The organism is Lentzea flava, assembly GCF_014648475.1.
Taxonomy (GTDB): Bacteria; Actinomycetota; Actinomycetes; order Mycobacteriales; family Pseudonocardiaceae; genus Lentzea; species Lentzea flava.
In genome coordinates this window covers 1-8,602 of the sequence record NZ_BMRE01000114.1, presented here as the reverse complement: position 1 = coordinate 8,602, position 8,602 = coordinate 1, and the positions used below count along the sequence as shown (strand labels likewise).

Sequence of the window (8,602 nt, the reverse complement as noted above, 5' to 3'; positions counted from 1 at the left end):
GCTTGGTGAGTTCGAGTCGTGGGTGCGTGGGAGTGGTTTTGGTGGGGTGGCGAAGGGTTATGATGTTCCGGTCGAGTTGCATCCTGACGGCATGATCGGTCCGCTTGAGCATGGTTCGGTTCATGCCATCGGGCCGGATGGCACGCGCATTGTTGAGCCGGTTCCGGGTGATGTCGTGGAGCAGGCGCGGTTGCGGCGTGGGGGTGGTGTGCATCTGGGTGGGTCGCCGGCGTCATCTGCCGTGTTGGCGGGGCAATCGCAGGCTGTTCTGCCGATCGCGTGGAAGTATCCGCCACTTTTGGCGGCCAGCGGTGCTTTCGTGGTGGCGTCGGACGCGGCGATGAGCGCTGGTTGGCCTTTGCGGGTGTATCAGGGTCTGGCCGCGTCGGTGGTGGGTGGTGGGCAGCCCACGGTGGTGGTGCTGGAAACCGTGGCGGGAGGGATCCGTACCGGTGGCGGCGTGGCGAACGCGGATGCGGTCGGCCGCCATGTGGCTGGCGTGCATGAGTACGCCCATATGCACCGTGACGTGCCGGTTATCATTGTTGCTGTTAACGCCGATGGCTCGGATGCGGGCAAGCGCAATGCTGAGATTGTCGCTGAGTGCCTGCGGTGGAGGCATGCGTTCCGGGAGATCTCCGTGGCATTGACAGACCCGGCCAGGGCTGCTGCCCTGCCGCCGGCCGTGCCAGGGCCTGCGGAATTCACGCCGGTGCCCGTCGAGCGGATCCCAGAGCACCGTCTGCCGTCTGGAAGGTTGTACGGCTTCGACTTCTCGGAATCGCATATCCTGGAGGTGCAAAAGCCCGGCAGGCGGACCGAGTGGTCGCCTCGGGCGTACCGGGTTTCTTCAGGCGCGACTTTGCTGCGCTCGACCATGACTCCGTGGGCGGCGTGGCTGGAGGACGGCAGGGTTGCACCTGTGGTGTTTGGGCTCGAGAGCCCTGATGGCCAGATGATCGCGGTGAGCAGAGGCGACGGGCGGCAGATCGAAGAGATGCTTCCGGCACGGTTCGTCGCGTTCATGCTCGAGAGTCCCCAAGTGCGGGCCGCGATCATGGAATCGGCGCAGCCGACGCTGGTGTGGCTGGCCTGGGCGGCCAGGAGCGGTGACACCGACGCTGTGTTGCGGCTTGTTGAGGAGTCTTTGGCGGAACTGTCCAGGGCGACCGGGCGGGACTGGGATGCCCACATCATGGTGGCCGGTGAACTCGGATTCACTCATCACGGCACACTGGATGTGGATGCCGCAGTGCAGGTAAGGCATCAGCCGTTGCCGTTGTCGGCCGCATCGCTGTCCTGGATGGGATCGGTGTACGGATTCCCTGCTCATGTGCCTGGCTGGGAGCCCGAACGGTTCCGCGACTTCGCTGATTTTGTCAACAACGGTGGGCAGGTTCCTGGGCCATGGACAACTGTGGCGCCTTCAGGGGAGCCTGTGGCGCCGTTGTGGTTCGTGGTGCCTCCGACCGGTGCCGGCGGGGGCCGGGTCGGTCTGCGCAGTGGTAAATACGCGGACGTGGACGGGGTGTGGGCAGGATGCGGGCTGGCTTCGCAGCAGGGATTCGCGCAAGGGGTGCAGGCTGGCAGACCTGTGGTGATCTTCACGCCGAATCCGCTGGGATGGCACAGTTACGGTGCGTTCGCGTTCGATGTGGTCACCGGGCTGCACAAGGCCGGTTTGTTCCCGCGGGCCGTGTACGCATTGCAGGGTGATGGTGATCTTCGCACGATCCTCGATCCAGGCATGTCCTATGTGGATGTTTCTGGCTTCCGGGCGGGTGATTTCAAGTTGTCCAGAGTGGACGACAACGCGGGAAGGCCGCGTGCGCTTGTAGTCCATTGGCCTGGCGACGGCGCGTTCGTCGCGCAACTCGAAAAATGGGCCAAGTCGGTGTCTGACGCTCAGATGGGCCAGGTGCTGCTGCTGGACGGCGCTGCCGATCCCGCCGCTGCTCGGCATCGGCCAGCCACGGCACGTCTGCCGGGCGGGGACGAGCCGATCCCGCCGCTGCTGCTGGTGGTGAGATGCGATGCGGCTGGTTTTGAGAGTCTCGGTGTCGATGACAAGGCCTATCGGCCTTCGCCTCGGGAACTGATGAGGGTGGTCGCTCATGACCCGATGCTGCGCGAGGGCCTCGGTCACAACGGAATCAGCCCAGGTGCGCCAGGTCAGACGACGCGATCGGTGATGATCGTGCCCGTTGGTGGTTCTTTGGTGGGGCATGGCGATCTGGTGGCCGAGTTCGCTGCCGCCGGTTACCGGCGGGTGGTTCACTGGTCCGACAACGAGATCACCTTCCTTGCGGACGGTCAGATGAGCGTGGTCAAGCCTAAGTTCGGAACCGCGCCGCCCTTGCCGGTTCGTGCCGTCGACCTGTGGTCTGCCCCGTTGCTCGACGGTGCGGCAGAGATGACAGGACTGAGTCTGGCGAGCAATGCAAACGACAGAGCTGAGGATTCGGCCTTGGAAGGAACCGACAACACCCGCAGCGAGTTCTACCTGTCCATACCGGACACAAATGTGCCGCCTGCTTCGTCCAAGGTGATCCTGAGCCCGTTGGCCGGACGCGACCACATCAACATCACCACGCATTCGGACGCGGAAGGGCGGCTCGCTGTCGCGATGCGCACTGGCCGCCCAGACGAATGGGGCGACATCATCCGATTGCTTGGCTGGCACGGGACCGAGGCGATCGTCGGGACGCAGTTCTTCCAGGTGGCTGATCCGCGCCGCAAAGAGAATTGGAGGTTGATCGCGTGCAAGGTCAACGAGCCTGGCGTCTTCCCAGGCGGTGCCACCCTTGGTTACGGCATTCAGCGTGCGCTCTATCTGATGCAGCGTGCGGGTTATACGGAATGGCGGGGTCGCACCAGAATTGCCGGGGCTACCACGCGCGTGTTTGTGGGGTCAGATCACGAGGTAGCCACGGACCACGGGATCTTCCACGAGGTCGCGGCGCCGGGGGAGCCTGTTCGTCCTGAGGTCGATCTGGAAGTAGCCGCCGCAAACAGCATTGCTGGTATGGATCTCAACAGCAGTGACGACGACATGACCGATCTGGCGCGGCGGGTCGTGCTGGCCGCCTGGTGGCGTCAGAGGCGGCTGCCACCGGACCAGCTTGCCGGGGCGATGCCGAGCGTTGTGATCACCATCCTGAGTGCCGCCCCGAGCGGCATGCGGCATGCCACCGAACGCGCGCATGTCGCCGAGCAGAAGCTTCGCAAGAAGATGCGCGATGAGGCCGATCGCCACGGTCTGCTTGTGGATCTTGGCAAGATTCCCGTGACGGTAGGACCACCTGTCGTGAGTCATGGGGGCACGCGGCCCTGGGCGCGAGTCGACGTCACCATATCGCCGATCGGTGACTTCGATGTGGTCCGGTCCAGAGATGGGCAGGCGATCCGGGAGCTGTTCCGTGGGTCTACCGGTGCGTCCTTCGGCGCTGCGTTCCCCACGTTGTGGGACACTCCGGTACCCGACCATGGCGTCGTGGTCGCAGCCCAGGAGCCGGTGTCTGGGCAGGGGGTTCAGCGTTCGGGGTTCGAAGTGCGACGGTTCGTCGACGAGCAGGGTCTTGGCACCGAGCTTGTGACGTGGATCGTGTTGGATCCGGACGGGCGGTATGACGAGCGCACCCAGCAGGAGACGTTGCGGGCCGTGCAGTTGGGCGTCGAGCACTACTTCAACAGGGGCGGGCCGGACGAGGTGCCGTTGAAGAGGCCCAACGGTGATCGGTTGGTGTTCAAGGTGCTCCCGTGGCGTCCCGGCCAGCTCGTGCATCACGTGGTGACGATGGATCCGAGCCGCCCCATCGACCAAAACAACTGGCATCCGGGCATGTCGCCCGAGCAGGGCGCGCGTGCGTACGGGCAAGGTTGCGGGTTGATGGACGAGAACCGCGCCCTCGCCGGCGGGGTGGGGGTCGAGGGCACCCTGATGGGATGGTGGGACCCTGAGAAGGTGGATCCAGGCCGCCTGCGCATGGACGCCGGCCGGTATGCCGCTGAGCTGGAGTGGCACATCAGCGGCTTTGGACCGGTTCAGGGCTGACGGCTTCCCCACATCGTAATCGATGACGACATCGATCTCGGCCGCGCGGTCGGCCTGCCCGAACGTGTCGTCCGCACCCAGGTCGAGCAGCGCGGCGAGTCGAGTGGCATCGCGACCGTCGGCGATCGCTTGTGCGTTACCGAACCGTTTGGCGATCTGCACAGCCACGCGTCCGGTGGCGTCGAGAACGTCGAGAACCAGGATGCGGTGACCTCTCCTGGATGCTCGTCAGTCGGATGTCCACCGGGTTTCAGGTCCAGTGCGTCGAACTTCCGTTTGGTGAACGCGACGATCAGCGCCGGCCGGACGAGCGGCTCCACCGGACCGGTGCGCTCGATCAGCATGCGGGCCTGGGGCTTGCCCGGCCTGTGCCGTTTCTGGTCGTCGCCGTGAAGGATGCTCCTGGGCGGGGTTGCCGGTTGGCTGGCAGGCCGGGTGGGTCGTGGTTGACGGCGCTCGGGTGCGTCCTCTTTCGTCCGAGGAAACCGCGGGGCGTACATCGCTTGCGCAGGATTCGCTTTGGTGGGTAACACGCGTGGCGGTGTCATCGGACCGTGCGGCTCTGTGAAGCGAGGCAACTGCAGTGTGCGCTCGGCGTCGTCTTCGGAGAGAAGGTTTTTCGGCTTTGTCTCCTTCGTTCGTCTGACAGGTAGGTTCCAGCCGAACAGCACCGCAGCCACGTGATCATGATCTTGTCTGTGCTTGATCGAGTAGCTGGATCACGGCGGATGGTTGTGGATCAGCAAGCGCAGGTGGAGTACCGCTCCAGGGTGGTGTGCGAGGTGCTGGGCGGGGTCGCCCATCGGTGAGGTCGTGGCCAGGTATGGAAACCTCGCGCCAGTCGCCGCACACCTGGCGGCAGCGCTTCCAGCGGGAAGACATGCCGGGTTTGGCGGATCGATCGCGGCGTCCGCGTACCTGCCCGAATCGCACGGAGGCCGAGGTGGAAGCGCTGATCTGTCGGCTGAGGCGTGATCATCCTTTGTGGGTGCTCGCCGGATCGGCTACGCCGGCGCTGGCAGCGCACGGAGCTGATGCACCTGTGGCGGCTCGACATCGTCGGCGGCGTGCCGCTGGCCGACGGGCGCCCGGTGCAAGATGGTCACCGGGATCGACGACCACTCGCGGTTCGTGGTGATCGCGGCGGTGGTCGCGGTGCCTACGGGCCGGGCGGTGGGTGAGGCGTTCACGCGGCGATGCGCCGCTACAGAGCGCCCTCGGAAGTGTTGAGCGACAACGGAAAGCAGTTCACCGGCAACACCGGCAGACCTGCGATGACCTTCCGCAGGTGCGACGAGAACGCGGGTTCGGGCAGTTGATCGGCGAGTTGCTCCCACGGCTCGTGCGGCCCGGTCAGGGGTTGGTCCGCCGCGCTGCGCGGCATGAGGCCAGCGAACCTTGCTCGTGCGTGCTACGAGCCGGTGATGAGGCGTACTCCTAATGTGCCCGTTCTTCCAGGTGGAGAGTGATTGCCGAGATAACGGAAAATCGTATTCTCGGCCGAGGTTCGAGATCGGCGCAGCAGGTCCACTGGAATGGGTCGATCTGACAGTCGAGAATTGTTGAACGGGCGCGACTCGGGCGCCAATTCCAATTCGGTGGAAGTGGGAATTGGTGTCCACAGGTTCGTGACGTCATGCAACCGCACGGTCGCCTCTCGCGCTGCGTCCAGGAATTTGCCTGAATGGTCGCAATATGCAGTCATTAACGTCCTGGCCGCTTGACTTCTCTCGCCTCAGAACGGCCGTCAGTCGTCGTCTTCTTGTTTGATGGGTGGATGCTCCATGAAATTTCTGAGGTATTCTCCCCCGTAGTAAGTGAGGATGACGCCGAAGGGGTTCTTCTTGGGGTCGAAGCAGTTGTCCAGCGGAAGTAGAACCATGATGGCCTGTTCGCGTGTGGTCTCCGTGGGATCGGTGCGGTGTTCGGGTGGAACGGGCATTGTGACCTTGAAGGTGACGAAGGTCGCGTTGATCCGTCCTTCGTCGTACTCGCCGTCCTTGAGCGCGGAGTTGGCGAACGCGATGGAGTTGTTGACATCCTCGGCGGCCATCGTGTCCTGCTTGCTGACCCCGAAGGCGTAGTGAGGCCAGGTGTGGGGATGGTCGCGTTTCCATTTGTTCTGTTCGGCCAGGTTGCGGAGGACCGCGCCGGCGTACACGCCGAGGATGTCCCCGTTGATCAGAGACAGCCGTTCCTCGGGCGCCATGTCGGCCGGAAGGGTGAACGTGAACAGGCCGTTCTGCCCGACGAGAACACTTTCACCGAGCTCGACGTGGTGCTTCTCGACTATGCCGACGCGGACTCGGGGCGTGGCGAGCTGCTGGTTGAGGACGAGTCGCTGGATTTCGCGGGCGACCGTTGCTTCGAGTTTCTTCCAGATCGCGGTCCACTCGCGTGGTAAGAGTTCGGGCAGCCGATCGTCGGCGGGGTCTTGGGAGATATCGCTGAACATCTTTTTGCCGCTGACCATTCTGGCGGTGATCTGGTGGACGTTTTCGCGCACGTACGGGTGGAGCTGACCGTGTTCGTCGGCGAAGGGGGCGAACACCTTCTTGCGCGGATCGTCGCCATCGAGCCAGGGGAACATGTCGTCGCCACCGGGTGTGGGGTGGACCCGTGGCTGGTGGATCGTCCGCACGATCACCAGTCCTTCTTCCTCGAGCTCGTCGATGTCCTCTGGCAGGGTGATCTCGTTACGGCCGTCCGGCAGAAGTCGCGCTCCAACGGGCGGCGGGTTGTCGCTCCCGCCATCGTCCACCGCCGTCTCGGCGGCAGTTGGCTCAGCGGACGGAAGGTCCGCACTGGACCTCGTGTCCGCGATGTCGTGCCCGGTCGGCGGCGCGGAACCAGCGCCTGGGAGGGGCCTGGGGAAGCCACCGCGGTCACCGCCACCGGAATCGTCAGCGTCGTCAGGCCAGCCCGTTTCAGTTCGCACCTGACTCAGTTCGCGGATGGTCAGGTGTGTGGTCTGCTGATCCCCGTGTGTGCCGGTCGCGGCAGGTCCGGACACCACGATGTCCATCCCACGCAAATCCAGTGGACCGGCCCACGTCGGCCAGCCCGACGCGGTCGTCGGCGGCGATGCCGTGGTGGCGAGGTGGTGGGCAGGCTCGCGGCTGTCGATTGGCCCGCCCTGCTCGACACTCCCGACACCGACATTCATGCCAGGTGCGCCGGCCAGCCTGGCAGGACCCGATATCCTGGGCCGCTTGGCCAGCTGTGGTGGGAAGCCGCCGGCCGAGGGATCTGTCAGGCCGCCGGAGAGTGCGGGATCGGATGTGCTACCTCGCTTCTCCGGTTGTGAGACGTGCCATTTCGCCATCGCATCCTGCATTTGCTGTGGCAGGGAGCTAATTGGTGGCCGCGAAGCGCCTGGCGTCTTGCGTTTCCGCACGGCCGACTCGTCGATCAGGCCGCCGGAGAGCGCGGCGATGGTCGTCGGGGTGTGAACTGCGCCGGGTTTGTGCTTGCGCCTGCTGCTGTCCGGCATTGGCGTCGCTTCGATCGGGACGTCGCGCAAACCGTCGGACCATGAACTGATCAAATCGGCGAGACGCTGGGAGGAAAGCCTGTTGTTTGAGGTCGCGAGTGAAATGTTGTGGCCTTGGTTCTGCAGAACGATCAGATACTCCCGCAGAGTGGGGGGACCGCCTGGTTCGGGGCGCCACTGCACGATCGACTCCCGTACGTGTTGTGGCAGAGGCTCGTTGATGGACAGGTGGGCGCGCCACCAGATTTCCACTGTCGACGGTTTGAGCATGCCTCCGGAGAGTTCGGCGACCTTGATAAAAATGTCCGGTTCGGCAGTTGAGGTGCTGAGTTCTTCGCACAGGCTCACGGCCCATTTGCGTTTCGCCTCCGTCGTGGGCTGGAAGGCAAACCGGTCCGAATCGTCTGTGTCGAGCGAGATACGCTGGTCCTGGGCCTGTAGCGTGGTCAAGTACTCGGGGAGAGTGCGGGGTCCTTCCTGGGCGGGGCGCCACCCCATGATCAGCTCCTGCAGCAGTGGTGGCAACGACACGGTCGATGCCACCGATACCCTCGCATTGATCAGAACCTTCGTCACCGCCGATTGTGTCAACAGGCCGCCGCTGGCGTTGGAAATCGCTCCATGCGTGTAGGTCTTTCCGGTTTCCGGATCCGTGTCCTTGCTAATGCTCTCGACCCATTTGTGAATGGCGTCACGCATGTACGGAGATTTGAGACGATCGTTTCCAACGGTCTCCAGCGAGATCGCGGGATGTTGTCTCTGCAGCGATGTCAGGTACTCCCGTAGAGTGCGAAACCCGCCGGTACCGGGACGCCACCGCACGATCGACTCCAGCAGCTGCGGCGACAACGGTACCGGCGGCTTGACGGGCGTTGGTTTGGTGCGGGCGGTTGGTTTGGTGCGGGCCGTTGGTTTGGTGCGGGCCGTAGGTGCGGTCTGTGGAGTGAGCGGTGTTACGAACTCGAAGCGTGGTCCTTGACCTGAAGGGACATTCCGGTCGTGTGGGGTGAGGTCGACGAATGGTGTGGTGGGTGTGGGTGTTTGGTTGTTGTGGT

Annotated in this window: 5 protein-coding genes; 1 reads left to right on the top strand and 4 read right to left on the bottom strand. The window is 64.2% G+C overall.

From position 1 onward, the window contains the following. Positions 1-91: 91 nt before the first annotated feature. Positions 92-4,054: a hypothetical protein gene (locus IEZ09_RS45440; RefSeq protein WP_189260069.1), complete on the top strand. Its 3,963-nt coding sequence runs from the start codon at positions 92-94 to the stop codon at positions 4,052-4,054. Here IEZ09_RS45440 and IEZ09_RS45435 read toward each other — a convergent pair. The 4 genes from IEZ09_RS45435 to IEZ09_RS45420 all read right to left on the bottom strand — a co-directional run bounded on the left by IEZ09_RS45435 (position 4,045) and on the right by IEZ09_RS45420 (position 8,246). After that, entirely contained in the window at positions 4,045-4,734 is a 690-nt protein-coding gene (locus IEZ09_RS45435; protein ID WP_189260068.1) for a hypothetical protein, read from the bottom strand. The genes IEZ09_RS45440 and IEZ09_RS45435 overlap by 10 nt on opposite strands. Before the next feature lie 324 nt (positions 4,735-5,058). Continuing rightward, positions 5,059-5,244, bottom strand: coding sequence for a hypothetical protein (locus IEZ09_RS47265; RefSeq protein WP_229813553.1), 186 nt, complete (start codon positions 5,242-5,244; stop codon positions 5,059-5,061). A gap of 14 nt (positions 5,245-5,258) precedes the next feature. Further along, positions 5,259-5,438, bottom strand: coding sequence for a hypothetical protein (locus tag IEZ09_RS45425; protein ID WP_189260070.1), 180 nt, complete (start codon positions 5,436-5,438; stop codon positions 5,259-5,261). Positions 5,439-5,801: 363 nt separating this feature from the next. Continuing rightward, the gene (locus IEZ09_RS45420) at positions 5,802-8,246 is read right to left on the bottom strand and encodes a hypothetical protein (RefSeq protein ID WP_189260067.1); all 2,445 of its coding nucleotides are present in this window, start codon (positions 8,244-8,246) and stop codon (positions 5,802-5,804) included. Between the last annotated feature and the right edge of the window lie 356 nt (positions 8,247-8,602).